This is a genomic window from Pseudomonas sp. Z1-29 (assembly GCF_051131995.1).
Taxonomy (GTDB): domain Bacteria; phylum Pseudomonadota; class Gammaproteobacteria; order Pseudomonadales; family Pseudomonadaceae; genus Aquipseudomonas.
The window spans coordinates 2,340,383-2,366,275 of sequence record NZ_CP071645.1 but is presented as its reverse complement, the minus strand read 5'-3'; the positions used below and the strand labels follow the sequence as shown (position 1 = coordinate 2,366,275).

The 25,893-nt window shown below is 63.8% G+C and carries 21 protein-coding genes; 3 read left to right on the top strand and 18 right to left on the bottom strand.

The features are described from left to right. Positions 1–152: 152 nt before the first annotated feature. The 14 genes from J3P84_RS10985 to J3P84_RS10920 form a co-directional block, all read right to left on the bottom strand. The gene (locus J3P84_RS10985) at positions 153–3,230 is read right to left on the bottom strand and encodes an error-prone DNA polymerase (RefSeq protein WP_434630128.1); all 3,078 of its coding nucleotides are present in this window, start codon (positions 3,228–3,230) and stop codon (positions 153–155) included. Beyond that, entirely contained in the window at positions 3,227–4,648 is a 1,422-nt protein-coding gene (locus tag J3P84_RS10980; protein ID WP_434630126.1) for a Y-family DNA polymerase, read from the bottom strand. The genes J3P84_RS10985 and J3P84_RS10980 overlap by 4 nt, the downstream gene beginning before the upstream one ends. A 7-nt stretch (positions 4,649–4,655) precedes the next feature. Further along, positions 4,656–5,279 (bottom strand): translesion DNA synthesis-associated protein ImuA, encoded by a 624-nt coding sequence (gene imuA / locus J3P84_RS10975; RefSeq protein ID WP_434573376.1) that lies wholly within the window; start codon positions 5,277–5,279, stop codon positions 4,656–4,658. Then, complete coding sequence (gene lexA, locus J3P84_RS10970; protein WP_305500270.1) at positions 5,279–5,896, bottom strand: transcriptional repressor LexA; 618 nt, start codon at positions 5,894–5,896, stop codon at positions 5,279–5,281. Before lexA ends, imuA begins: the two co-directional genes overlap by 1 nt. 606 nt (positions 5,897–6,502) lie before the next feature. After that, complete coding sequence (locus J3P84_RS10965; RefSeq protein WP_434631588.1) at positions 6,503–6,778, bottom strand: hypothetical protein; 276 nt, start codon at positions 6,776–6,778, stop codon at positions 6,503–6,505. Positions 6,779–7,017: 239 nt separating this feature from the next. Next, positions 7,018–7,290, bottom strand: a complete 273-nt coding sequence (locus J3P84_RS10960) for a DUF971 domain-containing protein (protein WP_434630124.1) — start codon at positions 7,288–7,290, stop codon at positions 7,018–7,020. Next, on the bottom strand, positions 7,287–8,249 hold the full coding sequence (locus J3P84_RS10955; protein ID WP_434630122.1) for a HEAT repeat domain-containing protein: 963 nt from the start codon (positions 8,247–8,249) through the stop codon (positions 7,287–7,289). The genes J3P84_RS10960 and J3P84_RS10955 overlap by 4 nt, the downstream gene beginning before the upstream one ends. Further along, positions 8,246–9,094, bottom strand: coding sequence for an ABC transporter ATP-binding protein (locus tag J3P84_RS10950; protein WP_434630120.1), 849 nt, complete (start codon positions 9,092–9,094; stop codon positions 8,246–8,248). The genes J3P84_RS10955 and J3P84_RS10950 overlap by 4 nt, the downstream gene beginning before the upstream one ends. Further along, entirely contained in the window at positions 9,094–9,876 is a 783-nt protein-coding gene (locus J3P84_RS10945) for an ABC transporter permease (RefSeq protein ID WP_434630118.1), read from the bottom strand. The genes J3P84_RS10950 and J3P84_RS10945 overlap by 1 nt, the downstream gene beginning before the upstream one ends. 140 nt (positions 9,877–10,016) lie before the next feature. Beyond that, complete coding sequence (locus J3P84_RS10940; RefSeq protein ID WP_434630116.1) at positions 10,017–11,423, bottom strand: ABC transporter substrate-binding protein; 1,407 nt, start codon at positions 11,421–11,423, stop codon at positions 10,017–10,019. 217 nt (positions 11,424–11,640) lie between these two features. Then, the gene (locus J3P84_RS10935) at positions 11,641–11,886 is read right to left on the bottom strand and encodes a 4Fe-4S dicluster domain-containing protein (RefSeq protein ID WP_003180418.1); all 246 of its coding nucleotides are present in this window, start codon (positions 11,884–11,886) and stop codon (positions 11,641–11,643) included. A gap of 24 nt (positions 11,887–11,910) precedes the next feature. Continuing rightward, positions 11,911–13,650 (bottom strand): fumarate reductase/succinate dehydrogenase flavoprotein subunit, encoded by a 1,740-nt coding sequence (locus J3P84_RS10930; protein WP_434630113.1) that lies wholly within the window; start codon positions 13,648–13,650, stop codon positions 11,911–11,913. Then, complete coding sequence (locus J3P84_RS10925) at positions 13,647–14,399, bottom strand: GntR family transcriptional regulator (protein WP_305500258.1); 753 nt, start codon at positions 14,397–14,399, stop codon at positions 13,647–13,649. Before J3P84_RS10925 ends, J3P84_RS10930 begins: the two co-directional genes overlap by 4 nt. A 97-nt stretch (positions 14,400–14,496) precedes the next feature. Beyond that, complete coding sequence (locus tag J3P84_RS10920; RefSeq protein ID WP_305500256.1) at positions 14,497–15,381, bottom strand: LysR family transcriptional regulator; 885 nt, start codon at positions 15,379–15,381, stop codon at positions 14,497–14,499. Positions 15,382–15,510: 129 nt separating this feature from the next. Between J3P84_RS10920 and J3P84_RS10915 the strand changes: the two genes are divergently transcribed. Together J3P84_RS10915 and J3P84_RS10910 are read left to right on the top strand one after the other, a co-directional pair. Continuing rightward, a complete protein-coding gene (locus tag J3P84_RS10915) occupies positions 15,511–17,154 on the top strand; it encodes a GMC family oxidoreductase (protein WP_434630111.1) in 1,644 nt (547 codons plus the stop codon). A gap of 207 nt (positions 17,155–17,361) precedes the next feature. Then, the gene (locus tag J3P84_RS10910; RefSeq protein WP_434601197.1) at positions 17,362–18,984 is read left to right on the top strand and encodes an MFS transporter; all 1,623 of its coding nucleotides are present in this window, start codon (positions 17,362–17,364) and stop codon (positions 18,982–18,984) included. Positions 18,985–19,025: 41 nt separating this feature from the next. On the opposite strand, the gene J3P84_RS10905 is transcribed toward J3P84_RS10910, so the two are convergent. From J3P84_RS10905 to J3P84_RS10890, 4 genes are all read right to left on the bottom strand, one after another. Then, positions 19,026–21,503 (bottom strand): TonB-dependent siderophore receptor, encoded by a 2,478-nt coding sequence (locus tag J3P84_RS10905; RefSeq protein WP_434630108.1) that lies wholly within the window; start codon positions 21,501–21,503, stop codon positions 19,026–19,028. Between the two features lie 113 nt (positions 21,504–21,616). Beyond that, positions 21,617–22,567, bottom strand: a complete 951-nt coding sequence (locus tag J3P84_RS10900) for a FecR domain-containing protein (protein WP_434630106.1) — start codon at positions 22,565–22,567, stop codon at positions 21,617–21,619. Next, positions 22,564–23,085: a sigma-70 family RNA polymerase sigma factor gene (locus tag J3P84_RS10895; protein ID WP_434630104.1), complete on the bottom strand. Its 522-nt coding sequence runs from the start codon at positions 23,083–23,085 to the stop codon at positions 22,564–22,566. Before J3P84_RS10895 ends, J3P84_RS10900 begins: the two co-directional genes overlap by 4 nt. 105 nt (positions 23,086–23,190) lie before the next feature. After that, the gene (locus J3P84_RS10890; protein WP_305500247.1) at positions 23,191–23,598 is read right to left on the bottom strand and encodes a response regulator; all 408 of its coding nucleotides are present in this window, start codon (positions 23,596–23,598) and stop codon (positions 23,191–23,193) included. Between the two features lie 241 nt (positions 23,599–23,839). Here J3P84_RS10890 and J3P84_RS10885 point away from each other — a divergent pair, with 241 nt between their 5' ends. Continuing rightward, on the top strand, positions 23,840–25,792 hold the full coding sequence (locus tag J3P84_RS10885; protein WP_434630102.1) for a DNA topoisomerase III: 1,953 nt from the start codon (positions 23,840–23,842) through the stop codon (positions 25,790–25,792). The last annotated feature ends 101 nt before the right edge of the window (positions 25,793–25,893 follow it).

Below are 25,893 nucleotides of genomic sequence, written 5' to 3'. Positions count from 1 at the left end.
CTCTCACCTCAAACTACCAGCAGGGAAGCGGCATACCACAAGTCCCTTGTGCTAGTGCTTCGAGCGCGGGGTTGGCAATTGGTTCATGCAGAAGCCTCTGCGCCGGTCCTGTCTGGTCCGGGGGACAGGGTGAACACTAAGGGTGTGGGTGTTCAGCGGAAATCGCGGCTGCGCACATTGATGCCCGCCAGCAATCCAGTCAGGTCGCTCAGGCGCCCGGCGATCAGGTGCCGAACCTCGCCGACACTCTCCCAGCGCCCGTCCACCCGAAGCAATTGCGAACCCACCAGAACCTTGCGTTGACGCTCGGCCAGGTCGCGCCAGACCACCACGTTGAGGTTGCCGAATTCATCTTCCAGGGTGACGAAGGTCACGCCACTGGCCGTGCCCGGGCGCTGGCGGCCGGTGACCAGCCCGGCGACGCTGACGTTGCGACCGTGTTCCACCGCTTGCAATTCCCGCGAACTGCGGCAGCGCCGGGCGCGCAATTCGGGACGCAACAAGGCCAGCGGATGCGGCCCCAGCGTGGTGCCCAACGTGGCGTAGTCGGCGAACAGGTTCTCCCCCACCGTGGGCGTCGGCAAGACCACGGGCGGTTCCTCCTCGCTGGGCAAACCTGCGAACAGGCCCAGTTGTTTTTGCACCCCGGCAATTTCCCAGCGGGCACGGTGACGATCGCCGGCCATACCGCGTAACGCGCCGGCGTCGGCCAGTTGCTCCATGGCCCGGGCATCGAGTCGAGCCCGTTCGGCAAGGTCCGCCACATCGCTGAAAGGCCGCTGCCTGCGAGCCGTCTCGATACGGCGGGCATCGTCTTCACGAAAGCCCTTGATCAGGCGCAAGCCCATGCGGATCGCCGGCTGCCGACCCTCCAGGGGTTCGAGGCTGGATTCCCAGTCGCTGGCGCGCACGTCCGTCGCACGGATCTGCAAGTGATGCCGACGTGCATCCTGGAGGATCTGGTCCGGGCTATAGAAACCCATGGGCCAACTGTTGATCAGGGCGCAGGCGAACGCCGCCGGTTCGTGGCATTTGAGCCAACTGCTGGCGTAGGTCAGCAAGGCGAAACTGGCGGCATGGGATTCCGGAAAGCCATAGTTGCCGAAGCCCTTGATCTGCTCGAAGATCTGCGCGGCGAACTCGGGCGTGTAGCCGTTGTTCTTCATACCTTCCGCCAGGCGCTCGCGATGCGGCTCAAGGCCGCCGTGGCGTTTCCACGCGGCCATCGAGCGACGCAACTGGTCCGCCTCGCCGGGCGTGTAGTCCGCCGCGACAATGGCGATCTGCATTACCTGTTCCTGGAACAACGGAATGCCCAAGGTGCGACCCAGTACTTTTTTCAGTTTTTCCGAAGGATAAGTGACGGGCTCTTCGCCATTTCGTCGCCGTAGATACGGATGCACCATGCCGCCCTGGATCGGTCCCGGCCGTACGATCGCCACCTCGATCACCAGGTCGTAATACTCCTTGGGCTTGAGCCGGGGCAACATCGCCATCTGCGCCCGGGATTCGATCTGGAACACGCCGATGGTGTCGGCGCGGCTGATCATCTCGAACGTCGCTCGATCGTCCTTGGGCAACGACGCCAATGTATGCCGCACACCCCGGTAATGCGCGATCAGGTCGAAACAGCGGCGGATCGCGCTGAGCATGCCCAGGGCGAGGATGTCCACCTTGAGCAAACCGACCGCATCGAGGTCGTCCTTGTCCCACTGGATAATGGTGCGCTCAGCCATCGCGGCGTTTTCCACCGGCACCAGAGTGTCCAGCGGTTGCTGGGAAATCACGAAACCGCCTGGGTGTTGGGACAGGTGCCGGGGGAAGCCGATCAGTTGCCGGGTCAGGCCCAGCACCCGGCGCAACACCGGGCTGTCCGGGTCGAAACCACCTTCGCGCAAGCGGTCCAGGGGCGGCGCTTCATCGCTCCAGCGCCCGCAGCAATCGGCCAGCGCATTGACCTGATCCGGCGGCAGGCCCAAGGCCTTGGCCACATCGCGCACCGCCCCGGCGCCGTGGTAACTGCTGACCACCGCCGTCAACGCCGCGCGATGCCGGCCGTAACGCTGGAACACATACTGCAAGACTTCTTCGCGGCGCTCGTGTTCGAAATCGACATCGATGTCCGGCGGCTCATTGCGCTCGCGGGACAGGAAGCGTTCGAACAACATGTCCGTCCGGCTCGGATCGATTTCGGTGATGCCCAGGGCGTAGCACACCGCCGAGTTGGCCGCTGAGCCTCGACCCTGGCAGAGAATGTGGCGGCTGCGGGCGAAACTGACGATGTCCTGCACGGTGAGGAAGTAGCTGTCGTAGCCCAGTTCGGCGATCAGCTTCAATTCCTTGTCGATCTGCAGGCGCACCTTGTCTGTCACGCCGTTCACCCAGCGCTCGCGCAGGCCGCGCTCGGTCAATTCCCGCAGCCAGGACGCCGGATCGTGACCCTCGGGCACCAGCTCGCGGGGGTATTCGTAGCGCAACTGGCCGAGGTCGAACGTACAACGCCGGGCGATTTCCAGGGTTTCATCGAGCAAGGCATGCGGGTAGAGATCGGCCAGGGCCTGCAAGCTGCGCAGATGGCGTTCGCCGTTGGGGTGCAGGCGCTGGCCGGCCTCGGCCACGGTGACGTGGTGACGGATGGCGGTCATGGTGTCTTGCAAGGCACGCCGACCACGCACATGCATGTGCACATCTCCCGTGGCGACGGCGGGAAGGCCCAGGTGTCCGGCCAACGCGAGCAAGTCCGCCAGCCGCTGGCGATCGTCTTGGCCGCAATGCAACTGCACGGCCAGCCATAATCGCCTGTTGAAAACCTGTTGGAGCCAGCGCCCCTGCTCCTCGGGCGCCTTGCCTTCGGGGATCCACAGCGCCAGCAAACCCGGCAGAGGTTCGTCGAAGTCTTCCCGAACGATGCGATAACAGCCTTTCTCGCTACGCCGCCGGGCGCGGGTGATCAGCCGGCACAAGGTCTGGTAGCCCTCGAGGTTCTCCACCAGCAGCACCAGTTTCGGGCCGTCCTCGACCTGGATTTCGCTGCCGACAATCAGTTGCAGTCCAAGCTCCCTGGCCGCCTGCCAGGCCCGGACGATCCCGGCCAGGGTGCATTCATCGGTAATCGCCAGGGCCGCATAACCCTGCTCCTTGGCGCGGCGACACAATTCCAGGGCGCTGGAGGCGCCGCGCTGGAAACTGAAGTTCGACAGGCAATGCAGCTCGGCGTATTCGATGCTCATGCGAACCAACCCTGCAGCCACAACGGCCCGCCCTCGCCCACCGGTCGGTAGGCCCAGCCGCGTTGCCCGGCGCGGGTTTCGATCAGGTAATAATCGCGACGCACGTCGGCTCCGTCCCACCAGCCGGACTCGATGCGCTCCGGCCCCATGAGGATGCGCGCCTGGCCATCGGGTAACGCCTGGGGCTCGCCGAGCAGCCAGCCGGGACGCTGGACTTCCTCGCGCAGCGGGCATGCCTGTTGTCGCGGCTGGGGAGTCATCTGCCAGGCGCACTCGGGTCGATGATCGTCACCGAATCCCAGCCCCAGCACGGCGTCATCCCCCAGGCGCGCCCGCAGCCGTTCGCGCAGTTGTTCCCAGGGCAAGGACTGTTGAGGACGTTCGTCGAACAACTCCAGGCGCTGGGGCACGAAGCTCGGCAGGTTGTCGGCACACAAGCGAAATCCGCGCACTGGCGCCTCGACCTGTACCTGTTCAAGACGACCACGGGCCAGTTCGAACAGCATCGAAGGCTCTCGCTCGGCGCTGAGCAGGCCGACCTTGATCATCGTGTCCGGCAGACCGGCGTGTTCCAGATGCAAGTCGAAACGCTGCACACCGCTATCGCGCCCACACAGGAAAGCCGACAGGTCACCGGTCAACCGGCGCAGCGGAAACAGCAGTGCCTGATGGGACTGCACGTCGTAATTGAGTTCGATGCGCACATCAAAACGGTCCGGGGGCAGGTAGAACGACAGTGCCAGGGTACGACTGCCCGTCAGCGCGTCGAGGTGCTTGAGCACATCGGCCTCGAAGCGCCGCGCCAGGGTGTGCCGAGGCAAGGCCCGGATCTGATCCAGGCGGCGCAGGCCCATGCGCGACAGTGCCGTAGCGACGTCGGCGGCCAGGCCGATGCGGTCCACCGGCATTTGCGCCAGGTACGCTTGCAAGGTTTCGCCATCGGGCACCACCAGGGCGTCATGGGCATTGGCCAACATCCGCGCCGCCACGGGGTTGGGGGCGGCGACGATGCGATGACGGAAACCCAGTTCAGTCAGCTCGGCCCGCAACCGAGCCTCGAACACCGGCCAGGGCCCGAACAGCCCCAGGCTCGATTCGATCTCGAACAGCACAGTGCGCGGGTAATGCACGCTGACCTGGGAACTGAAGCGGTAGGCCCAGGCCGCCAGGAATTGTTGCCAGTGCTCGATCTGCGCCGCGTCGTATTCGGCCGTGGCGAACCCTTTGTTCAGGGCCTGGGCGGCGGTCATGGTCTGGCCGGGCCGCAAGCCCAGGGCGCGCGCCGGCTCATTGACCGCTTGCAACACCCGGCGCTGGGCCGGACCGGTCAACAGCGCCAGGGGCTCGTCGGGATCGGGGCGCTGGCGCAGCGCGGCGTCCAGCGCCAATTGCGGGAAGAGGATACAGACCCAGCGCATTGCAACCTCAATGCCCCGTGTGCGTGGTGAACGCAATCGGCGCCGAACGGGCCAGGCCACCCCGGGACTTGAGCACCCGCAATTGTGCGGGGCGAGCATCGATGGCGATGCGCAAGGCCGCCGGGGATGGGTTGATCGCTTCCTGGATCGAGCGCCAGGCGAACGCCAGGGTCTGGCCGGTTTCCGCCGCGACCTGCAGGCGGCGCAAGGCCCGATCATCCGCTTGGCGGGGCCAGCACAGCACCGCGCCGCAACTGCCCGAACGCAGGCATTGCTCAGTGGCCCACAAGGCATCTCGTGGGTCGGCCTGGATGATCGACAACTGGCGCAGGTCCACCCCGGCATTTCGCCAGGCCTGGGGATAGGGCACGAACGGCGGCGCCACCAGCACGATGCGCTCCCCCGCCGCCGACAGCCGCGCCAGGGTCGGCCACACCAGTTGCAACTCGCCCACGCCCGGCGCGCCGATGAGGATTTCCGTCAACGCCGCGTCCGGCCAGCCACCACTGGGCAATGCCGCGTCCAATGCAGCATGACCGGTGGGCTGCGGGCTGGCGGCCGGCGGCGCAGGCCGGCCCCTCCAGACCTGGCCGCCATTGAACAGCGTGTCCAGCGCAACGACGGCGCCCATCAGCCTTGTCTCACCAGGCCACAGAACACGCCTTCGATCGCCAGGTCCTGGTCGGCTTCGACGATGATCGGCTGGTAGGCCGGGTTGCGTGGCAACAGGCGCACGCGCTCGCCGACTCGCTCGAAGCGCTTGATGGTCACTTCACCGTCCAGGCGTGCCACGACGATCTGCCCGTTGGCGGCCTGGGGCGTACGTTGTACACCGACCAGATCGCCATCGAGGATACCGTCCTCGATCATCGAATCGCCCTGGACCCGCAACAGGTAATCCGGCGCCTTGGTGAAAATCGCCGGGTCCAGCAACAAGCGGCTGTGGACCTCGGCATCGGCGCCAATCGGCAGGCCGGCGGCCACCCGACCCAACACCGGCACGTCCAGCAGCTCGGGGCGCGGCGGCTGGTTCAACAGCCGGATGCCTCGGGCCTGGTGCGGATTGACTTCGATGAAACCGGCTTCGGTCAGCGCCAGCACATGCTTGCGCGCCACGCTGCGGGAGGCAAAACCGAACGCCTCGCTGATTTCAGCGAGGCTGGGAGGCTGGCCCTGCTCGGCGATGCGTTCGCGGATGAAGGTCAGGATGGCGGTACGGCGGGGAGTGAGAGTCGTCATGGAGTACATTTGTACTCCTGTCGGTTTTGCCTGACAAGCGCCGCCAGTCAGATCATGCGGTGGCCTTGTTGGGGTGTATATCCATTTTTTTGGTAACGGCTGCTTAGGGTTCCGCCCTTACGGCGGGTCACTTTTATGAAGCGTAAAAGTAACCAAAACGCTTTTGCCCCACCACTCGGCACCTCGCCTGGGCTCGGTGTGCCCTCACTCCGGCATTGCTCCGTGGGCCGCCGCGAAGGGCCGTCCCTGGCCCAGCGCGGCTACCTCGCCATCCATGCCGAGGTGCCCACTGCGCAATGCCTGCGTTCGGCCAGCGTGGTTAACGGGGCGCCGAAATCAACGTCCACCGCGAGGCGGCCTTCGAGCCGACCTGGTTTGGTGGGTTTTGCATTTCCTCTGTGGGAGCGAGCCTGCTCGCGAAAGCGGTGGCTCAGCTTGCATGGATGGCGAATTTGTTGTTTTCCCCAAGAAAAGGATAAACCCGTGGCGAGGGAGCTTGCTCCCGCTCGGCTGCGCAGCAGTCGTAAAAAACCTGCTGGTGTCCGGATGAATCCTGCTGAATGGTTTTGGGGCTGCTGCGCAGCCCAGCGGGAGCAAGCTCCCTCGCCACGGGGTTCATCGTCGTCTTTGAATGAACAACATTCCCTCAAGGAGGATTTGTTGTGAGGGCTTCAACACATTCAACATCCATGCGAGCAGTCCCACCGCCTTCGCGAGCAGGCTCGCTCCCACAGTTAGATCGGGGTATAGCTGAAGAGATGCCGCCTCGCTTTTGATCTTGATCTTGATCTTGATCTTGATCTGGGGCGCCCCGTTAACCACGCTGGCCGAACGCAGGCATTGCGCAGTGGGCATCCCGGCATGGATGCCGGGATAGCCGCGCTGGGCCAAGGATGGCCCTTCGCGGCGGGCCCACGGAGCAATGCCGGAGTGAGGGCACACCGAGCCCAGGCGAGGTGCCGAGTGGTGGGGCGAAGCGCTTTTGGTTACTTTTGGCGCTTTACAAAAGTGACCCGCTGTAAGAGCGGAACCATAAGCGGCCGTTACCAAAAGATGGAATATGTACCCAATCAGACCGTCTTCGCGAGCAGGCTCGCTCCCACAAAAAATCTGTGAACAGTTGGATTCAACTAAAAACCCGCCAGATAAGCCCAGGGAAAAATCCCCCGCTGATGCCCATCACTGAACACCAGCTGAACCCCATACCCCTGGGCATTGACCTCAACCACACGCACCCGGGCATCGACCTGAACCGTCAACCCTTGCAGGCGAAACGCCCGGCATTGGGAACATGGACATTGCCTGCGTAGCTCGACATGGTCCAGCCGTTGCTCGCGACCATCGGGCCAACTCAGCCGCAATTGGCCCTTGTCCCGGGAATTGCCGATCGTCAACGGACTCATTGCAACTGGCCCAAGGCGATGCGCACGGCCTTGCGCACTTCAGGGTCGCCATCGTCCCGGGCTGCCTGCAAGGCGGGGATCGCTCCCGGATCGTCCAACTCGCCCAACGCCAACGCCGCTTCCTTGCGCAGATTGCTGATTCGATGGCCCAGGGTTTCGATCAGTGCCGGCAATGCCTGGACATAACGCAAGCGGCCAAGACTGCGGGTGGCGCGCAGGCGCACTTGCCAGTAATCATCATCCAGGGCATCGATCAGGGCCGGGCCGGCGTCGGCGTGACCCACTTTGCCCAGCGTGGTGGCGGCCTCTTCACGCACCGTCCAGGCCGGGTCGCGCAGGGCCTGGCGCAGCGCCGGCAAGACTTGCGCATCCGCAGCCAGGCCCAGGGCGCCGGTGGCCGCGCGGCGCACTTCGCTGTCCGGGTCGGCGCTGGCGAGCCGGGCCAGGGCCGGCAGAGCCTCAAGCTGCTTGAGCCAGCCCAGCACGCCAACCGCCTCGCGACGCACGCCGGCATCGGCGTCGACCAGGGCCGCGATCGCAGCCGGTGCGGCAGCGCCCAGGCGCAACTCGCGCAAGGCCCGGAACGCAGCGATGCGCACGCTGGCATCCGCGTGGGTGGTCCAAGGCAATATCACCTCCCCCGCCGCCTCGCTCTTGAGCAGGCTCAGGCTCTGGGCAGCCGCGGCCTGCACGGTCGGGGCGGTATCGGTCAGGGCCTGGCACAGGGCCGCGACCACCGGCGCGTCCTCCCAGGCTTCGAGCAAGCGCGCGGCTTCGGCCCGCACCTCGGCGCTGGGATCCCGGGCCAGACGGTCGACAAGCCACAGCAGGCCTTCGGGTTCTTCCAGGTCAGCCAGTTCGATCAGGGCGATGCGGCGCACCCCGGCGTCGTCGTCCGTCAGGCGTGGTTGCAGGGCAAGAATGTCATCGTTATCGGTGTTTTCGAATAGAGAAGTCATAGGGCAAATCGCGGCAAGGAGGTTTCAGGAGGAAGCCCGAGGGGATTGAGGCGCGGCAATTGCCGGCCATCTTCATGGCGCAGCAGCTCGAGGCAATGGCGTTTCAATCGGGAAAACTCAGGGCGGGTGACCAGGTCGGTGGTTCGTGGCCGCGGGAAATCCAGGCGCAAGTCCTCGATGATCCGGCCCGGGCGCGGGCTCATCACCAGCAAGCGATCAGCGAGGAATAACGCCTCGTCGATGTCGTGAGTGACGAAGACAACGGTGGTGCGGATGCGCGTCCAGATGCCCAGCAGCAGCTCCTGCATGTTCAACCGGGTCAATGCATCCAGCGCGCCGAAGGGTTCGTCCATCAGCAACAAACGCGGGCGGTTGACCAGCACCCGGGCGATCTCCACCCGTTGCTGCATGCCGCCGGACAGTTGGTCCGGCCAGTGCCCGGCGAAACCTTCCAGGCCCACCAGGGCAAGGATTTCATCGGCAGCCCGGTATCGTTCAAGCTTGCCCTGGCCGCGCATCTTCAAGCCGAAAGCGACGTTGTCGCGCACACTGCGCCACGGAAACAGGGTGTGCTGCTGGAACACCATGCCGCGCTGGGGCGACGGGCCGGCCACCGGCAGCGCATCGACATTCAGCGTGCCGGCACTGGGTTGCAGGTGCCCGGCAAGCGCGCCGAGCAACGTCGATTTGCCGCAGCCGGACGGCCCGAGGATGCAGACGAACTGGCCGGCCTCGATCTGGCAATCCAGCCCCTGCACTGCTTCGAAGGCCTGGGCACCCTGGCCCAGGACAATGGATAACTGGCGGATATCGATCCGCCCTTCAGGGGCTTGTATTGCGCTCATCAGGCTTTTCCTCGGGGTCGGTGCCAAGGCGTGAACAGCCCGCCCAGGCGCTTGATCAACAAACTGCTGCCCATGCCCAGCACGCCGATCAGCAACATGCCGACGACAATGTCGGGGTAGTTCTGCACGGTGTAGGACGCCCAGGTGTAGTAGCCGATGCCGTACTGGCCGGCGATCATTTCCGCCGTCACCAGGCAGAACCAGGACGTGCCCATGCCGATGGCGAGGCCGGTGATGATGCTCGGCGCCGCGCCCGGCAGGATCACCTCCAGCAGGATCGCCCGGCGCCCTGCCCCCAGGCTTTTCGCAGATGCGACCAGGCGCCGGTCCACCCCTTCGACGCCGTGCACGGTGTTGAGCAGGATCGGGAACAGCGCACCGGTGAAGGTGATGAACACCATCGACAGTTCCGACGAGGGAAACATCAGGATCGCCAGCGGAATCCAGGCCACCGCCGGAATCGGCCGCAGCACTTCCAGCGGTGGCAGCAACAGGTCCTCGGCCCACCGGGAACGGCCGATGGCCAGGCCCAGCGCCACGCCCACCAGCAACGCCGCGCCATACCCGGCGAAGACCCGGCCCAGGCTGCTGCCCAAGTGCCGAACGAGATTGCCCGACTCGCCCAGGCCGAGCGCGGCCTCGATCACTGCCAGCGGGGCCGGGACGTTGGCGAAGGTCACCAGGCCGAGGTCCCAGTGGCCGTTGGCGGCGAGCTGCCAGAACAGCAGGCAGAGCCACAAGGAAGCGGCTCGCAGGAGCCAGCGTTTGGGTGATGGGTACACTGATTTCCCCTCAGTTATGGAGATCCCTTGTGGGAGCGAGCCTGCTCGCGAAGCCGCTGTATCAATCAAATCAATTTCAACTGATCTGACGCCTTCGCGAGCAGGCTCGCTCCCACAGGTTTGCTTTCGGTCGAGTCAGGTCAGCGGGCGGCGACTGCCTGGGTGGTGGCTTCGGTAAAATCCAGGACCTTGCCGCCCTCGGCCGTGGCAAATTGCTCAGCCTGCCCTTTCAACAGGAACGCGCTGAGTTGGCCCTTGGCATCGCTGGCGAACCACGCCTGCTCGGCCAGCAGCTTGATTCCGCTGTCGCTGGCCTGGGCGTAGACGGCGCGGATGCCCTTGCCTTCCTGTTTGAGATTCGCCAGCGCGGTGAAGGCCGATTGCGCCGAGGCGTAATGGCGCACTGTCGGCTCGCCGCGTACCCAGATCTGCGCCACATGGCGGGGATCGGTGATGGGCTGGCCGGTCAAGGCATCGGGGTTGCCAAGGGGCGTCTGGGCGTAGTTGCCCAGTTGCGCGGCGTAATCGAGGTTCGACGCCTTGAACGCGGCGCGGATGTACTGATCGTCGATGAAGGTGTTGAGGTCCAGGCCGCGATCAGCCTTCTTCAGCAATTTGAGGGTGTCGATCGCGGTGCCGACGGCTTGCCGGTATTCGGGTTTCCAGGTCAGGTCGCGAGTCTGTACGCCCAGCGGCCCGTGGAACAGGTAATTGACCTCGGCATCCACCCCGGTGACCTTGGCGATCAGCTCGCTGTATTTCTCAGGCTCGGCGGCCAGCAATTGATTGGCCTCGATGGTCGCGCGCAAATAAGCGACGACGATTTCCGGGTACTTTCTGGCATAGGCCTGGTCCACCAGCGCGCCGTGGAAAGTCGGCGTCCTGGCCTGGGCACCGTCGTAGATCTTGCGGGCGAAACCGCGGCTGGGGAACAGTTCGGCGAACGGTACGAAATCGGCGTGGGCGTCGATCTTGCCAGCTTGCAGCGCCGAGCCGGCGACCTCCGGCGGCTGGGCGATGATGTTCACGTCCTTGAGCGGATCCCAGCCCTGGGCCGCGACGGCTCGCAGCAACATGCCATGGGCGGTGGAAGCAAACGGCACGGAAATCGTCTTGCCCTTGAGCTCGGCGAGGGACTGCACGCCCGAGGCGCTGGGCACGACAATGCCGTTGCCGCTGCCCTGGGTGCTGCCCGACAACACGCTGATGAACAGGCTGTGCTTGCCGGCGGTCTCGAACGCCACGCCGTTGAAAGCCCCGGGGAAGTCGGCCATGGCGCCGAAGTCGAGTTTGCCAGCAACCATCTCGTTGGTCAGCGGCGCGCCGCTGGTGAAGTTTTTCCACTGAATGTCGTACTCGGCGTCCTTGTACGCGCCGTCGTGGGGCAGGTATTTGTCCAGCAGGCCGAGCTCGCGGATCAGCAACCCGCCAGCGGCGCAGTTGATGGTGGTGTCCTGGGTGCCGATGGCAATGCGGATGGTTTCTGCCTGGGCAGGCAAGGTCAATGAAGCCAGTACCAGACCGGCCAGCGCTGCACGCAATAACATGGGTGTGTCCCCTCGAATCATTGATTGGATGTTCGTCTCCGCCACGATCAGGGCGCGGTGGGAAACGAGGGGTGTTCCGGTTTTAGCGTCCGGAGTGGCCGGATGGCTTTTTTTGGGGGCTATGGTGGCCTCTTCGCGAGCAGGCTCGCTCCCACATCGGACCGAGTCGCCGCTGAAAAACTGTGGGAGCGAGCCTGCTCGCGAGGCGTCTACTCAGTCACCGCAACAGATACGGAATCTCCACTTTCACCGCCCCCGTCGGGCAGTCCTTTTCACAGGGCATGCAATACCAGCATTCATCGAACGCCATGTAGGCCTTCTGGGTGGCCGGGTTGATCGCCAACAGGTCCATCGGGCAGACATCGACGCAGACCGTGCAGCCCTTGTGGGCGATGCATTTGTCCTCGTCCACGGTGACAGGGGCATTGGAGCGGAAGAAGATTTCCTGGGGTTGATAGGCCATGGGCATTCTCTCTTGGTGTAGGGCTCACGCCGCGTCGGCACCGAGCCGAAGCCGGTCGTAGGCCTGCAGTTCGTCGGCATCGAGGGCGATGATGTAGGGCTCGACGGCTTTCTTGAACGAGGTCATCGCGCCGTCCTCGCCTTTCTTCAAATGGCAATGGCAGAACCAGTCGCTGTCGTTGCGTTGCGGATGATCGACCCGGTAGTGGTACAACCCCCAACGGCTTTCGGCGCGAAACAGCGAGGCGCGAGCGGCCATCTCGGCGCAATCGCGGATCACGCTGACTTCCATGGCGCGCATCAATTCGTGGGCGTTGTGGGCCTTGAGCTGATCAAGGTCGCGCTGGATATCGCTGAAGCGTTGCAGGCCGATCTGCATTTTTTTGCTGACCTTCGGCGGTTGCAGGTAATCGTTGACGAAGCGGCGCAACTTGTATTCCACCTGGGCCGGCGGCAGGCCATGCGCACGGTCGAGCGGCGCGTAGACGCGGTTTTTTTCCTGCTCGATCTGCTGAGTATCCAGTGCCGAAAAATCCTTACCAGCGACAAAGTCCGCCGCGTTCTGGCCGGCAAACCAGCCGTAGGTGAACGCGCCGAGCATGTAGTTGTGCGGCACTGCCGCCATGTCGCCCGCCGAGTACAAACCCTTGACCGAGGTCTCGGCCCGCTCGTTGACCCACACTCCAGAAGCCGAATGACCGCTGCAGAAGCCGATCTCGGAAATGTGCATCTCCACCATCTGCGTGCGGTAATCGGTGCCCCGGTTGGCGTGGAACTGCCCGCGACTGGGGCGCTCGTTGCTGTGCAGGATTTCCTCGATGTTCTGGATGGTTTCCTCGGCCAGGTGATCGAGCTTGAGGAACACCGGACCGTTGCCGCCTTCGAGCTCCTGGTGGAACTCCCACATCATCTGCCCGCTCCAGTAGTCGCATTCGATAAAGCGCTCGCCCTTGTTGTTGGCGGTGTAGCCGCCCAGCGGGCCGGTGACGTAGGCGCACGCCGGGCCGTTGTAATCCTTGATCAACGGGTTGATCTGGAAGCACTCCAGGTTCGCCAGCTCGGCCCCGGCGTGATAGGCCATCGCATAACCGTCGCCGGCATTGGTCGGGTTCTCATAGGTGCCCATCGGGTAGCCGGAGGCCGGCAACCCCAGGCGCCCCGCCGCGCCGCAGCAGAGGATGACGGCCTTGGCCTTGATCACATGAAAGTCGGCGGTGCGGCAGTCAAAACCCATCACACCGTTCACCGCGCCCTCCCCGTCGGTCAGCAACCGGGTGCAGACCAGCCGGTTGGTGATGCTGACTCGCGCCCGTTTCAACTGGCGATAGAGGACTTTCTTGATGTCGTGACCTTCCGGCATCGGCAGCACATAAGCGCCCATGTGGTGAACCTTTTTCACCGCGTAATCGCCGGTTTCGTCCTTCTCGAACTTCACGCCCCAGCGGTCCAGCTGCTCGATCGTTTCGAAGCTGTGGGTGGCGTAGGCGTACACCGCCGCCTGGTTGACGATGCCGTCGTTGGCGATGGTGATTTCCTTGGTGTACTGCTCGGGCGTCGAATGGCCCGGGATAATCGCGTTGTTGAGCCCGTCCATGCCCATGCTGATGGCGCCGCTGCGCTTGACATTGGCCTTGTCGACCAGCAACACGCGCAGGTCGCGGTTGCGCTCCTTGGCCTTGATCGCCGCCATGGGGCCGGCGGTGCCGCCGCCGATGACGACGATGTCATATTCCTGTTCGAGGATATTCCTGGAGCTCTGGGTCATGCCTGCGTCCCTTTTTGCCGGTCGATCCGCAAGCGATACTGGAAGGCATCGCCACGGTAGTAGAGGTATTCGAAGTCCAGCGGCTGGCCGCCGGCGTCATGGGTCAGCCGTTCGATGCGCATGACCGGCGAGCCGGGCTCGACGTCGAGTGCCTGGCACAAGTCGCTGTCGGCCAGCACCGCATCGATGGCAAGGTCGGCGTGACCGAGGGCCAGGCCACAATCGTTTTCCAGGATCAGGAAGATGTCGCGGGTCACCAGGTCGGCTTTTTCCAGACGCTCGCCGAGGGCCTTGGGCAGGTAGGTGATTTCCAGGGAAACCGGCTCGCGGTTGATCAGCCGCACCCGCTTGATCTGCGTTACCACGTCGCCTTCCGCCAGTTTCAGTCGCTCGGCCACCGACTTGTCCGCCGGGATGAACTTGAAACTGCGCAGGCGGTTGATCACCTCGTAGCCGCGACCGGTCATGGACTCGGCCAGGCCCTGCAGCGTGCTGACGTTCTGGAAGGTCTTGGGCTTGGCGACGAACGTGCCTTTGCCATGGATCTTGAAAATCAGCCCTTCCTTTTGCAGGTCGCCCAAGGCCTGGCGCACGGTGATGCGGCTGACGCGAAACAGCGCGCCCAGCTCGCTTTCCGAGGGCATCTGGCTGCCTTGCGGGTATTCACCGTCAAGAATGCGCGCGCGCAGCACGTCGCGCAGTTGGGTGTGCAGCGGCACGCTGCTGAGGGAAAGAAGGTTGTCAGGCATGGGTAGCAGGTCACTTGTCATAACGAGTTATGACGTGATCTTAGGGAAAGCACTCGATGCTTGAGAAATACCGTTTGGACATAACCTTAGAGCCGGGTCAGGGCAACAGCAGCCCTTGCTCGCGCTCGCACAACTGCACCACGTAATCCCACAACACCCGCAACCGGACGGACTTGTGCAGCTCGCGGCGAGTGCTGATCCAATAGCTGCGGCGGATGGTTTCGTCCGGCAGCAGCGGCACCAGCGTCGGATCGCTGCTGGCCATGTAGCACGGCAGCACGGCGATCCCCAAGCCCGAGCGCGCGGCCTGTTGCTGGGCAATGACGCTGGTGCTGTGGAACACCACGCGAGGGTTTCGGCAAAAGCTGTTGAGGAACATCAGCTCCTGGCTGAACAGCAGGTCATCGACGTAGCCGATCCAGGCATGGCGGGCCAGATCCTCGCGACTGCGTAACGGTGGCGAACGGTCCAGGTAAGCCTGGCTGGCGTAGAGCGCCAGGCTGTAGTCGGTGAGCTTGCGCGTCACCAGCAGGTCGGCCGCCGGGCGTTCGAGGTGAATGCTGATTTCCGCCTCGCGGTTGAGGATGCTGACAAACCGCGGCACGGCCACCAGTTCCACTTCAAGCCCGGGATAGCGCTGGAACAAGCCGTCCATGCGACTGGCGAGGAACATGATGCCCAGCCCTTCCGTCACGCCGAGGCGGATCTTGCCCAGCGGCGCGCTGGATTGGGTGATGTCTTCCTGGGCCAGCAACGCGACATTCTCCATGGCCTCGGCATGCTTGAGCAGCGCTTCGCCTGCCGGGGTCAATTCATACCCTTGGGCGTGCTGGACGAACAACGCAGTGCCGAGGCTTTTCTCGATCGCCTCGATGTGCCGCGCCACCGTGGCATGGGTGGTGTTGAGCCGTCGCGCGGCCGTCAGCAGGCGGCCGCTGCGTTGCAGTTCGAGGAAATAGCGCAGGTCATTCCAGTCGAACATGAGCCATCCTTGAATCGCCTGAAGTCATGGCTGTTCATAAACGCACAGCCGCTGCGCAAAAACTAACATTCTTTTGACGAAAACTAACAACTAGGATGAGTCCCACAAGAACAAAAAATGAGGTCGCGAATGCAACCTGTCGTCGATGAATACGATTACGTGATCGTGGGCGCCGGCCCTGCCGGCTGCCTGCTGGCGAACCGGCTTTCGGCCAATCCGCAACACCGCGTGCTGCTGCTCGAAGCCGGCGGGCGGGACAATTATCCGTGGATCCACATCCCGGTCGGCTACCTGTTCTGCATCGGTAACCCACGCACCGACTGGTGCTTCAAGACCGAAGCGCAACCCGGCCTGCAAGGGCGCGCCTTGAGTTATCCGCGCGGCAAGGTGTTGGGCGGCTGTTCGTCCATCAACGGCATGATCTACATGCGTGGCCAGGCGGCGGACTACGACGGCTGGGCCGCCGAAGGCAATGTCGGCTGGGGCTGGAAGGATGTGTTGCCGCTGTTCCGGCAGAGCGAAAATCACTTCGCGGGGGATTCCGAGCTTCACGGCGCAGCCGGGGAATGGCGAGTCGAACGCCAGCGCCTGTCATGGCCGATTCTCGATGCCTTCCGCACCGCCGCCGAACAGAGCGGCATCCCCAGCGTCGAGGATTTCAACGGTGGCGACAATGAAGGATGCGGCTACTTCCAGGTCAACCAGAAAGCCGGGGTGCGCTGGAACGCGGCCAAGGCCTTCCTCAAACCGATTGGCAATCGCCCCAACCTGACGGTGCTGACCGACGTCGAGGTTGATCGGGTGTTGCTGCGTGACAACCGCGCCGACGCCGTCAGCGCCCGCTGGCAGGGCAAGAACATGAGCTTCAGGGCGCGCAAGGAAATCGTCCTGTGCGCCGGCGCCGTCGGCTCGCCGGGCATCTTGCAGCGCTCCGGGATCGGCCCGCGTAGCCTGTTGCAGCGTCTGGGCATCGGCGTGGTGCATGAACTGCCCGGCGTCGGTGGCAACTTGCAGGACCACTTGCAACTGCGGCTGATCTACCAGCTGGAAAACGCCCGCACCCTGAACCAGATCGCCGGCACCCTGTGGGGCAAGATGGGCATGGGCCTGCGTTACCTGTACGACCGCAGTGGCCCGCTGTCCATGGCCCCCAGCCAACTCGGCGCGTTCGCCCGCTCGGGGCCGGAACAGGCCTCGGCCAACCTCGAATACCACGTACAACCGTTGTCCCTGGAACGTTTCGGCGAACCGCTGCACAGCTTCCCGGCGTTCACCGCGTCGGTGTGTGACCTGCGCCCGATGAGCCGTGGTCGCGTGGACATCCGCTCGGCCGATCCTCATGAGGCGCCGTCGATCCAACCCAATTACCTGAGCCATCCCGAGGACCTGCGGGTCGCCGCCGACGCCATCCGCCTGACTCGACGGATCGTCGCCGCGCCAGCCCTGAGTGCTTTCAAACCGGTGGAATACCTGCCAGGCCCAAGCCTGCAGACCGAGGAAGAACTGCACCAGGCCGCCGCCCGCATCGGCACGACAATTTTTCATCCGGTGGGCACCTGTCGCATGGGCCAGGACGGCGATGCGGTGGTCGATGCGCAACTGCGCGTCCACGGCATCAAGGGCCTGCGCATCGCCGACGCCTCGATCATGCCGCGCATCACCTCCGGCAACACCTGCTCGCCGACACTGATGATCGCCGAGAAGGCCGCGCGGATGATGCTTGAGCCGGCCACCGTGGGCGCTACGCTGCAGAAGGAGCCTGCCACGGTCTGAAATCGCCAAGTCTCTCTGTGGGAGCGAGCCTGCTCGCGAAGGCGTTATGTCAGTTGAACAATATTGACTGATACACCGCCTTCGCGAGCAGGCTCGCTCCCACAGGTTGAAAGGAGTGTGATCCAAGGAAGTGTGACAAATCAGGAGACGCCCCAACCCGGCGTCGACAGTGGAACAACAAAAACAATCACTGTGAGGGATACCGCTATGTCTGAACATGTTCAGCCCCTGGAAGCCACGCGCAGCGCAGGCACCAGCCAGGAAACCCAGAAAGTCATCTTCGCCTCGTCCTTGGGGACGGTGTTCGAGTGGTACGACTTTTTCCTCTACGGCGCCCTCGCGGCGGTGATCAGCAAGCAATTCTTCGCCGGGGTGAACGACACCACGGCGTTCATTTTCGCCCTGATGGCTTTCGCCGCCGGTTTCATCGTGCGGCCCTTCGGGGCGCTGGTGTTTGGGCGGCTGGGGGACATGATCGGGCGCAAGTACACGTTCCTGGCAACCATCGTGCTCATGGGCCTGGCGACCTTCTGCGTCGGCCTGCTGCCCAACTACGCGAGCATCGGCATCGCCGCGCCCATCATCCTGGTGGTATTGCGCATGCTCCAGGGCTTGGCCCTGGGCGGTGAATACGGTGGCGCGGCGACCTATGTGGCCGAGCATGCACCGATGGGCAAGCGCGGCTTTCATACCAGCTGGATTCAGTCCACCGCGACACTGGGCCTGTTGCTCTCGCTACTGGTGGTGCTCGGTTGCCGTTACTTCACCGGTGACCAGTTCGAAGTCTGGGGCTGGCGCATTCCGTTCCTGCTGTCGATCCTGCTGCTGGGCATCTCCACCTGGATCCGCCTGAGCCTGCACGAGTCGCCGGCCTTCCTGAAAATGAAAGAAGAAGGCAAGTGCTGCAAGGCGCCGATCCGCGAGTCCTTCGGCAAGTGGGAAAACCTGAAGGTGGTGCTGATCGCCCTGTTCAGCATCAATGCCGGGCAAGCGGTGACCTTCTATGCCGCGCAATTCTACGTGCTGTTCTTCCTCACCCAGTTCCTCAAGATGGACCCGGCCCTTGCCAATAGCCTGTTGATTGTCAGCGTGGTGATCGGCGCGCCGTTCTTCATCTTCTTTGGCTGGCTGTCGGACAAGGTCGGGCGCAAACCGGTGCTGATGATCGGCCTGCTGCTGGCGACGGCGTTGTACTTTCCGATCTTCAAGACGCTCGCTCATTACGCCAACCCGGCCATCGACCTGGCGAGCCGCCAGGCGCCGATCACTGTCGTCGCCGACCCGGCCACCTGCACCTTCCAGTTCGACCCGGTGGGCAAGGCGCGTTTCGACAGCCCTTGCGACAAGGTCAAGACCTTCCTGGTCAAGCAAGGCCTGCCCTACACCAGCGTCGCGGCACCGGCCGGCAGCACCGTGCAGGTCAGCGTCGGCGACGTGAAACTTGAAGGCTACGACGAAGCCGCCCTGCGCGGCGCGGTGACCCTGGCGGGCTACCCGCAACAAGCCGATGCCCAGCAGATCAACCGGCCGATGATCGTCGCCCTGATCGTGGCGCTGATCATCATTTCGGCGATGTGCTACGGCCCGCTGGCGGCGCTGATGGTCGAACTGTTTCCGACCCGCATTCGCTACACCTCCATGTCCCTTCCGTACCACATCGGCAACGGCTGGTTCGGCGGTTTCCTGCCAACCGTGTCGTTCGCCCTGGTGGTCTACACCGGGGATATTTTCTACGGCTTGTGGTACCCGGTGGTGATCACGGGCGTGAGCCTGGTGGTGGGGATGATCTGCCTGCGGGAAACCCGCAACGTCGATCTGGATACCAACTGAAAACCGCCCGTGGCGAGGGGCAGACCCCCTCGCCACGGCACTCAGAAGCGCGCCTTCACCGTCGCGGTGAAATTGCGCGGCTCACCGTAATAGTTACCGAAGCTTTCGGTGCCGATGGTGGTGTAGTAGCGCTTGTCGAACAGGTTGTTGCCGTTGAGCGCCACCGACCAGGTGTCATCTATGCGGTAGCCGATCCGACCGTTCCACACCGCATAACCGGCCTGGGTGATCTTTTCACCGCTAAGCGGCGATACGCGGAAATTATCGCTCTGCGCATTGACCCCGGCGCCGACGCTGAACCGCTCGAAGGCGCCACCGAGGGCGTAATCGCCCCAAAGGCGCAGCACGTGGCGCGGCACATAGCTGTTGAACGAACCGCCATTGAGGCTGCTGTCAATGTCGTCCAGGGTCTTGGTCTGGGTGTAGGTATATCCGGCGAGCAGTTGCAGGCGCTCGATGACTTCGCCGCTGATCTCGGCCTCGAAGCCCTGGGCGCGGACCTTGCCAGCGTTCTCGTAGCAGTAGCCGTCCGATGAGGCGCAGGTGGAGTTGTAATCCGTCTGAGCCTGATCCTTCTGCACGGTGCGAAACAGGTTGAATGCCGTGTTCAGGCGCCCTTCGAACCACTCGCCCTTGATCCCCAGTTCATAACTTTCGCCCACCAGCGGCTTGAGCGCCGAGCCGCTTTGCGAGCGGTAGTTGCCTTGGGGCGTGAAGATGTCCGAGTAACTGGCGTAGGCGGTCAGGTGTTCGTTGAGGTCGAGCAACACGCCGGCAAATGGCGTGACCTGGCCGGTCTCGGTGCTCCTGGCGTGTTCCGTACCGCCGGTGAGAAATACCGAGTCGCTCTTGGAGCTGTACCAGCTCACCCGGCTGCCGACAACGAAGGTCAACGGATCCGCCAGTTTCAGGCGCAACGTGGAATACACGCCCTGCTGTTCGGTGAGGGTCTTGACCGGCCCGCCGCGGGTCGAGTTATCAATGAAGTAGCTGTCGTCCGGCTCCGGGATGTGCCGATCCGGGTCGAAGACGTTCTGCTTCTGCGGCAACAAAGCGACCGAATAGAAATCATCCTTGTCCGAACGACTGGCGTTGGCCCCGAAGATCATTTCATGTTGCTGGCCGAAGGCTTCGAACTTGCCGTCCAGGTAGGCGTCGAGGCCGTAGTCGACCTGATCGTAGTCATACAGGCTGCCCAACAGGTTGGTGGTAGAGCCCCCCGGCGTCACCGCACCCGATGCAAACGCGTATTTGGTGTCCTGGGTGTTTTTTGTATAGACGCCTGCGACTTTCACGGCCCAGTCATCGTTGAGCTGATGTCGAAGGTCGCCGAAGACCGTGGTCCGTTGGCTGCGCCAGGTGTTCCACGACGGGTCCAGGCAAGTGGAACGGCCGAGTTTCAGGTCGCTGCCATTGCGGTAGCGTGGCAGCCCGCCCCAGCAAGGGCTCGCGTCGACATCCTCGTACGCCACGCCCAGGCCGAGCGTGGTGTCGGGTGCAAGGTCCATATCCAGGGCGCCGTAATAGACCTGATCCGTACGCCGGGCATCGTCGTAGAAATAGCGCCGGCTCTGCTCGGCGATCACCGCCCTGCCCCGCACGGTGCCGGCGTCGTTCAACGGGCCACCGGTATCGACCTGCCCGCGATAGTTGTTCCAGGTGCCGCCCGAGAGGCTGAGTTCAGTCTGCGCCGTAGCCTGGCCGCGCTTGCGGACGAAATTGACGCCACCGGACGTACCGCCGGATCCCTTCATCATGCCGGCAGCGCCGCGCAGGACTTCGACCCGGTCGTAATAGGCCATGTCACTGCTGAAGCTGTCGGCCTGGACATAGCTGTTGCCCATGTCCAGCGGCACGCCGTCGTACTGGTATTGGCCGGACATCCGGAACCCGCGGGAATAGAAATACTTGCCGCCCATGGTCGAGTCGTAGACGGTGATACCCGGGGTCTTTTCCATCACCTGCTCGATGGTGTTCAGGTTCTGATCGTCGAGCATCTTGCGGGTGATCACGGTGACCGATTGCGGCGTTTCGCGCAGCGAATGCTCGCCTTTGCCGATGGTCACCGCCCCAGTGGTATAGGACCCGCTGTTTTCGGTGGTTGCCGTGAGCAGTTGGCCGTCGATGGTCGTGGTGCCGAGCTCCAGCGCCGAGCCGGGCGCAGGTGCGGTACGCAGCCGGTAGGTCCCGTTGGCCTGGGGTTCGGCTTGCAGGCCGTTACTGCCGAGGATGCGCGCGAAACCTTCGGCCACGCCAAAGGAGCCTTTCAAGCCTGGCGACCGCATCCCCTGCATTTGTGCGGCATCGAACGAAATCGCGACGCCGGCGAGGCTGGAGAAACGCGTCAGCACATCCACCAGGGTGCCAGCGCCGATATCGTAGGCCTGCGCCGAGTGTTGTGGCACCGAAGCCTGCGCAACCGGACTGGCGTACGCCGCCCAGGCGCCGAAAGACGTGGCGGCCAGAAAACCGATTTTCATTGCGATTGCCAGACGACCTGGCGTGTTCACGCGAGACATGTGTCCCCTCCCCCCAAAACAGTCAAGAAAACTCACTGAGGGATGAGCCGAACGATGCCGAGGAAAAGTGCAAAAACATTTTCAACCGGACCAACGGGAGCGCGTCGGCCTTGTCAGGCACGCGACACCTGGACCCAGAACCGGCTGTAGCGAGTCACGCGCAACGAGAAACCGGTTTCGAGTGCCGCCAGGGCAAGATCGGTATTGTCGATGGGAAAAACGCCGGAGACTTTCAAGTCGCCGATGGCCGGGTCGCAGCGCAATATTCCCGTGCGATAGCGGGAAAGCTCCACCAGCAAGGCCGACAGCGGGCGGTCGATGGCGATGATGCTGCCCTGTTGCCAGGCACCCACCGATACATCATTGGCGCGCAACGCACCCAGCGACCGACCGGTGAAGCCCAGGCGATCACCCGCGTCGACCCGCTGGGCTGGCCCGCCGCTGCGCAAACTGACTTGCACGGCCTTCTCCAGCACCGCCACCTCACCGCCGTCGTCCTGAGCGCGGACGATGAATCGCGTCCCCAGGGCCAGCACTTCGACTTGGCCAGTGACGACCTTGAATGGCCGCTGCAAGGGATCGACCCCGGTCGTTACGAGAATTTCGCCCCACAACAGCGTCAATGTCCGCTGGCGGCCATCGAAACGGACGTTTACCGAGGTGTCGGTGTTGAGCAGCAGCGTGCTGCCGTCCACCAACTGGAACTCACGCCGCTCGCCCACGCCGGTCCGGTAATCGCAAAGCAGGTTCTGCGCGGTCTCGCTGCGCCAGCCCAGCCATCCCAGGCAGCCGGCGGAGGTCAGCAGCAAGGCGCTGCGCAGCACCTCTCGACGAGGTCGGCCAGGGTGGGCACTCAAGGTTGGCGCAGCCAATGCGCCCGGCACGCTGGCCATCTGTTCCGATACCGCCGCCATGCGTTGCCAGGCCTGCTCGTTCAGCGGATCCGCGGCCAGCCAGGCCCGCCATCCGTCCCGCTCCGCATCAGTCGTCGTGCCGGAATGAAGCCGGGCATACCATTGCGCCGCGACACGGATGGCCTGCAATTGCTCGGGCGACACGTTCATGCGAGCTGCAACTGGATTTGCATCAGACAGCAGTGTTCCATGGCCTTGGCCATGTGGTTGTTGACCGTACGTACGCTGACGCCGAGGCGCTCGGCGATCTGAGGGTAGGTCAAGCCGTTGAACTGCGAGAGGATGAACGCCTGCTTGACCTTCGGCCCCAGGCCTTGCAGCAGCCGATCGATTTCCATCAGGGCCTGGAACAGGATCGCCTGCTCTTCCAGCGATGGCTGCTGCGCTTCAGGCATCGCGGCCAGCGCTTCGAGGTACGACTGCTCAAGGGAACGGCGGCGAAAGAGATCGACCAGCAGCCCTTTGGCGATCATCGACAGATAGGGCCGCGGCTCGCGGATATCCAGTGCCGAGCGCGCCTTGATCACCCGAACGAAGGTATCCTGGGCCAGGTCCGCCGCATCGAAGGTATTGCCGAGGCGCTTGCGCAGCCACCCCTGAAGCCAACCATGATGGTCGCAATACAGATCGTTGACGGCGCTGCGTAGGGACAGATCGTGGGCGGACATGACAATGGAATAATTCGCGACTGATAATGACTCGCATTGTCATCGTAGCGACCGCCGTATTGCAACCGGATGAGAGCGAAAAAACCTGCCGTGGCTTCAGCCTGATCAGTGAACCGAATGGCTTTTCACCGTGCTCTCCACCAGATCGAGCATCTGTCCCAGCGCCCATGGCTTGGCGATGAACGAGGCCTGGTGCTTGATCCCCGCGCTTTCCGGCGTCTCGAAGCCCGACATGATCAGCAGCGGTATCTGCGGCCAGCGGTCCCCGGTCAGGTTGGCCAGGTCCGCTCCGTCCATCGCCCCGGGCATGGTGATATCGGTCAGCAGCAGGTCCACATAGTCGGCGCTCTCCTCCAAGAATGTCAGCGCCGAATCTGCGCTTTCCCGAGGCTCGACGACAAACCCTTCCTCTTCCAGGATTTCGCACAGAAACTCCAGGATGGTCGGATCATCCTCAACGACGAGAATCAAACGTGTGGTCGCCTGTCCGTTGCCCTTCGGCATCGAATTCATGAAAGTGACTCTCCTTGATTCCATTAGCTTGCTTTGCGGTTTCAGCCGCTCTGCAAGTTATGAGCGACGCCCTTGCGAGAAATTCATTCTGCTTGTGCAGACAACCGCCGGGCGTTGCGCCAAACGGCCCGTTGCAACGCAGCGCAACGTTTTATCTGTATATCCATACAGATAAAGCTTGCCGCGACGCCGATCCCTGACCATGCTAGCGCCCCATGAAACCTGCTTAGGAAGAGGCGTTATGCGGCTGTACCTGTGTGAAAAACCGTCCCAGGCCAAGGATATCGCCGCGGTGCTGGGCGCCACGCGACGCGGCGACGGCTGCTGGCTGGGCGCAAACGTCACGGTCACCTGGTGCATCGGTCACCTCCTGGAGACGGCCCCGCCCGACGCCTACGATGCCCGCTACAAGCGCTGGGTGCTGGCCGACCTGCCCATCGTGCCGGCGCAATGGAAGATGACCGTCAAACCGAAAACCGCCGGCCAGTACAAAGCGGTCAAGCGCTTGCTGGGCGAGGCAACCGAACTGATCATCGCCACCGACGCCGACCGCGAGGGCGAAATGATCGCCCGCGAACTGGTCGAGCATTGCCGCTATCGCGGGCCCATCCAGCGCCTATGGCTGTCGGCGCTGGACGAAGCATCGATCCGCAAGGCCCTGGCCGCCCTCAAGCCCGGAGCGGAAACCTTCAACCTCTACCACTCGGCCCTGGGCCGCTCTCGGGCCGACTGGCTGATCGGCATGAACATGAGTCGCCTGTTCACGCTCCTTGGGCGTCAGTCCGGCTATCAGGGCGTGCTGCCGGTAGGCCGCGTGCAGACACCGACTTTGCGGCTGGTGGTAGACCGCGACCGTAGCATTGCCGATTTCGTCCCGGTCGCCTACTGGGCCATCGACGTGCGACTGAGCCACGCCGGCACGGCCTTCACCGCCCAGTGGCGCGCCGATCCGGATGCCTGCGACGACCAGGAGCGCTGCCTGAACCAGGCCCTCGCCCGCGATGCGGCAAAAGCCATGGGCAGTGCCGCTACCGCCAGGGTGATCAAGGTCCGCACCGAACGGCTGCGTGAGGCCGCGCCGCTGCCGTTCGACCTGGGCACGCTGCAGGAGGTCTGCTCGAAGAAGCTCGGCCTTGGCGCCCAGGAAACCCTGGACATTGCCCAGTCGCTCTACGAAACCTACAAGCTCATCACCTATCCGCGCAGCGATTGCGGTTTCCTGCCCTTGAGCCAGCACGGCGAAGCACCCGCCATTCTCGCCGCCCTCGCCCAGGCCGACCCGGGCCTTGCGCCGCTGCGCGAGCACCTGCAACCGCAACGCAAATCCCGCGCCTGGAACGACGCCAAGGTCAGCGCGCACCACGGCATCATTCCCACGGCCGCGGCGAAGAACCTCGACAAGCTCGCCGGCAAGCAACGGGCCGTCTATACGCTGATTCGCGCGCGCTACCTGGCGCAATTCCTGCCCAACCATGAATACGACCGGACCCAGGCCGACTTCGATTGTGCCGGCCAGGCCCTGCGGGCCGTCGGCAAGCAGATCATCGAACCCGGCTGGAAACGCGCCCTGCCCGAAGCACTGGCACCCACACGCGGCCGCGAAGCCCCCGCGCCACAAACCCTGCCGCCGCTCGCCGAAGGCCGCGATTGCAATGTGGACGAGGTGATCCCCAAGGACCTGTGGACCCAGCCGCCCAAGCCGTTTACCGAGGGCGACCTGATCAAGGCGATGAAAAATGTCGCCAAGCTGGTGGAGGACCCGCTGCTCAAGCAGAAGCTCAAGGACACCACCGGCATCGGCACCGAAGCAACCCGAGCCTCGATCATCCAGGGTCTGCTCGATCGTGGTTACCTGGTGAAAAACGGCAAGGCCCTGTCCGCCACTCCAGCGGCGTTCAGCCTGATCGACGCGGTGCCTCGGGCGATCGCCGACCCCGGCACCACCGCCATCTGGGAACAGGCCCTGGACATGGTGCAGAGCGGTGAGATGAGCCTGGAAGAATTCGTCACGCGACAAGCCGCCTGGATGAGCAAGCACGTCGCCCGCTGCCAAGGCATGAGCCTGACCATCAACGGCACGGCCAGCCCCGCCGGACGTGGCGCGGCGCCGTGGAAGAAAAAACGCAAGCCGGCCAAGCGCAAGGCCGACGGCGCACCGCGCAAAGCGGGCAAGGCCAAGGCCAAGGCCACCTGAACCCACTGAGTCCCTTCGTGGCGAGGGGATTTATCCCCGCTGGGGTGCGAAGCGCCCCCAGAAATATCTACCACCGCCGTGCTTGCGCAGGAATGCCCGGG

Excerpts from the sequence above, each read along its gene's own strand:
- J3P84_RS10985 (WP_434630128.1), bottom strand. The coding sequence starts at position 3,230 with ATGAGCATCGAATACGCCGAGCTGCATTGCCTGTCGAACTTCAGTTTC.
- J3P84_RS10980 (WP_434630126.1), bottom strand. The coding sequence starts at position 4,648 with ATGCGCTGGGTCTGTATCCTCTTCCCGCAATTGGCGCTGGACGCCGCG.
- imuA (WP_434573376.1), bottom strand. The coding sequence starts at position 5,279 with ATGGGCGCCGTCGTTGCGCTGGACACGCTGTTCAATGGCGGCCAGGTC.
- lexA (WP_305500270.1), bottom strand. The coding sequence starts at position 5,896 with ATGTACTCCATGACGACTCTCACTCCCCGCCGTACCGCCATCCTGACC.
- J3P84_RS10960 (WP_434630124.1), bottom strand. The coding sequence starts at position 7,290 with ATGAGTCCGTTGACGATCGGCAATTCCCGGGACAAGGGCCAATTGCGG.
- J3P84_RS10955 (WP_434630122.1), bottom strand. The coding sequence starts at position 8,249 with ATGACTTCTCTATTCGAAAACACCGATAACGATGACATTCTTGCCCTG.
- J3P84_RS10950 (WP_434630120.1), bottom strand. The coding sequence starts at position 9,094 with ATGAGCGCAATACAAGCCCCTGAAGGGCGGATCGATATCCGCCAGTTA.
- J3P84_RS10940 (WP_434630116.1), bottom strand. The coding sequence starts at position 11,423 with ATGTTATTGCGTGCAGCGCTGGCCGGTCTGGTACTGGCTTCATTGACC.
- J3P84_RS10935 (WP_003180418.1), bottom strand. The coding sequence starts at position 11,886 with ATGGCCTATCAACCCCAGGAAATCTTCTTCCGCTCCAATGCCCCTGTC.
- J3P84_RS10930 (WP_434630113.1), bottom strand. The coding sequence starts at position 13,650 with ATGACCCAGAGCTCCAGGAATATCCTCGAACAGGAATATGACATCGTC.
- J3P84_RS10925 (WP_305500258.1), bottom strand. The coding sequence starts at position 14,399 with ATGCCTGACAACCTTCTTTCCCTCAGCAGCGTGCCGCTGCACACCCAA.
- J3P84_RS10920 (WP_305500256.1), bottom strand. The coding sequence starts at position 15,381 with ATGTTCGACTGGAATGACCTGCGCTATTTCCTCGAACTGCAACGCAGC.
- J3P84_RS10915 (WP_434630111.1), top strand. The coding sequence starts at position 15,511 with ATGCAACCTGTCGTCGATGAATACGATTACGTGATCGTGGGCGCCGGC.
- J3P84_RS10910 (WP_434601197.1), top strand. The coding sequence starts at position 17,362 with ATGTCTGAACATGTTCAGCCCCTGGAAGCCACGCGCAGCGCAGGCACC.
- J3P84_RS10905 (WP_434630108.1), bottom strand. The coding sequence starts at position 21,503 with ATGTCTCGCGTGAACACGCCAGGTCGTCTGGCAATCGCAATGAAAATC.
- J3P84_RS10900 (WP_434630106.1), bottom strand. The coding sequence starts at position 22,567 with ATGAACGTGTCGCCCGAGCAATTGCAGGCCATCCGTGTCGCGGCGCAA.
- J3P84_RS10895 (WP_434630104.1), bottom strand. The coding sequence starts at position 23,085 with ATGTCCGCCCACGATCTGTCCCTACGCAGCGCCGTCAACGATCTGTAT.
- J3P84_RS10890 (WP_305500247.1), bottom strand. The coding sequence starts at position 23,598 with ATGAATTCGATGCCGAAGGGCAACGGACAGGCGACCACACGTTTGATT.
- J3P84_RS10885 (WP_434630102.1), top strand. The coding sequence starts at position 23,840 with ATGCGGCTGTACCTGTGTGAAAAACCGTCCCAGGCCAAGGATATCGCC.